Raw genomic sequence first — 2354 nt, forward strand, 5'->3', positions numbered from 1 at the left:
TGGCTCCACGCAGACTGGCGTCCACGCTTCAAAGCCTCCCACCTATCCTACACAAGCAAATTCAAAGTCCAGTGCAAAGCTATAGTAAAGGTTCACGGGGTCTTTCCGTCTAGCCGCGGATACACTGCATCTTCACAGCGATTTCAATTTCACTGAGTCTCGGGTGGAGACAGCGCCGCCATCGTTACGCCATTCGTGCAGGTCGGAACTTACCCGACAAGGAATTTCGCTACCTTAGGACCGTTATAGTTACGGCCGCCGTTTACCGGGGCTTCGATCAAGAGCTTCGCGTTAGCTAACCCCATCAATTAACCTTCCGGCACCGGGCAGGCGTCACACCCTATACGTCCACTTTCGTGTTTGCAGAGTGCTGTGTTTTTAATAAACAGTCGCAGCGGCCTGGTATCTTCGACCGGCGTGGGCTTACGGAGCAAGTCCTTCACCCTCACCGGCGCACCTTCTCCCGAAGTTACGGTGCCATTTTGCCTAGTTCCTTCACCCGAGTTCTCTCAAGCGCCTTGGTATTCTCTACCCAACCACCTGTGTCGGTTTGGGGTACGGTTCCTGGTTACCTGAAGCTTAGAAGCTTTTCTTGGAAGCATGGCATCAACCACTTCGTGTTCTAAAAGAACACTCGTCATCAGCTCTCGGCCTTAGAATCCCGGATTTACCTAAGATTCCAGCCTACCACCTTAAACTTGGACAACCAACGCCAAGCTGGCCTAGCCTTCTCCGTCCCTCCATCGCAATAACCAGAAGTACAGGAATATTAACCTGTTTTCCATCGACTACGCTTTTCAGCCTCGCCTTAGGGACCGACTAACCCTGCGTCGATTAACGTTGCGCAGGAAACCTTGGTCTTTCGGCGTGGGTGTTTTTCACACCCATTGTCGTTACTCATGTCAGCATTCGCACTTCTGATACCTCCAGCAAGCTTCTCAACTCACCTTCACAGGCTTACAGAACGCTCCTCTACCGCATCACCTAAGTGATACCCGTAGCTTCGGTGTATGGTTTGAGCCCCGTTACATCTTCCGCGCAGGCCGACTCGACTAGTGAGCTATTACGCTTTCTTTAAAGGGTGGCTGCTTCTAAGCCAACCTCCTAGCTGTCTAAGCCTTCCCACATCGTTTCCCACTTAACCATAACTTTGGGACCTTAGCTGACGGTCTGGGTTGTTTCCCTTTTCACGACGGACGTTAGCACCCGCCGTGTGTCTCCCATGCTCGGCACTTGTAGGTATTCGGAGTTTGCATCGGTTTGGTAAGTCGGGATGACCCCCTAGCCGAAACAGTGCTCTACCCCCTACAGTGATACATGAGGCGCTACCTAAATAGCTTTCGAGGAGAACCAGCTATCTCCGAGCTTGATTAGCCTTTCACTCCGATCCACAGGTCATCCGCTAACTTTTCAACGGTAGTCGGTTCGGTCCTCCAGTTAGTGTTACCCAACCTTCAACCTGCCCATGGATAGATCGCCCGGTTTCGGGTCTATTCCCAGCGACTAGACGCCCTATTAAGACTCGCTTTCGCTACGCCTCCCCTATTCGGTTAAGCTCGCCACTGAAAATAAGTCGCTGACCCATTATACAAAAGGTACGCAGTCACCCAACAAAGTGGGCTCCCACTGCTTGTACGCATACGGTTTCAGGATCTATTTCACTCCCCTCTCCGGGGTTCTTTTCGCCTTTCCCTCACGGTACTAGTTCACTATCGGTCAGTCAGTAGTATTTAGCCTTGGAGGATGGTCCCCCCATATTCAGACAAAGTTTCTCGTGCTCCGTCCTACTCGATTTCATGACTAAGAGATTTTCGCGTACAGGGCTATCACCCACTATGGCCGTACTTTCCAGAACGTTCCGCTAATCTCAAAGCCACTTAAGGGCTAGTCCCCGTTCGCTCGCCACTACTAAGGGAATCTCGGTTGATTTCTTTTCCTCAGGGTACTTAGATGTTTCAGTTCCCCTGGTTCGCCTCTTAAGCCTATGTATTCAGCTTAAGATAACCATCTTATGATGGCTGGGTTCCCCCATTCAGACATCTCCGGATCAAAGTCTGTTTGCCGACTCCCCGAAGCTTTTCGCAGGCTACCACGTCTTTCATCGCCTCTGACTGCCAAGGCATCCACCGTATGCGCTTCTTCACTTGACCATATAACCCCAAGCAATCTGGTTATACTGTGAAGACGACATTCGCCGAAAATTCGATAATACTCAATTAAGAGCAACTCACAAATTTTACCTTAGCCTGATCCGTTACCAGTGAAAGTAACGTTCAGTCTATCTTTCTATCACATACCCAAATTTTTAAAGAACGATCTAATCAAAGACTAGAAATCAACATTCACCATCACCA

General features: G+C 50.0%; 1 rRNA gene. It reads right to left on the reverse strand.

Annotation, left to right across the window (positions count from 1 at the left end):
* Nucleotides 1–2150: ribosomal RNA gene (locus AACY45_RS26945) — 23S ribosomal RNA — on the reverse strand; the annotation flags it as partial.
* Between the last annotated feature and the right edge of the window lie 204 nt (nt 2151–2354).

This window comes from Pseudomonas sp. RA_35y_Pfl2_P32 (genome assembly GCF_963970735.1).
In the GTDB taxonomy this organism is placed as follows: domain Bacteria; phylum Pseudomonadota; class Gammaproteobacteria; order Pseudomonadales; family Pseudomonadaceae; genus Aquipseudomonas.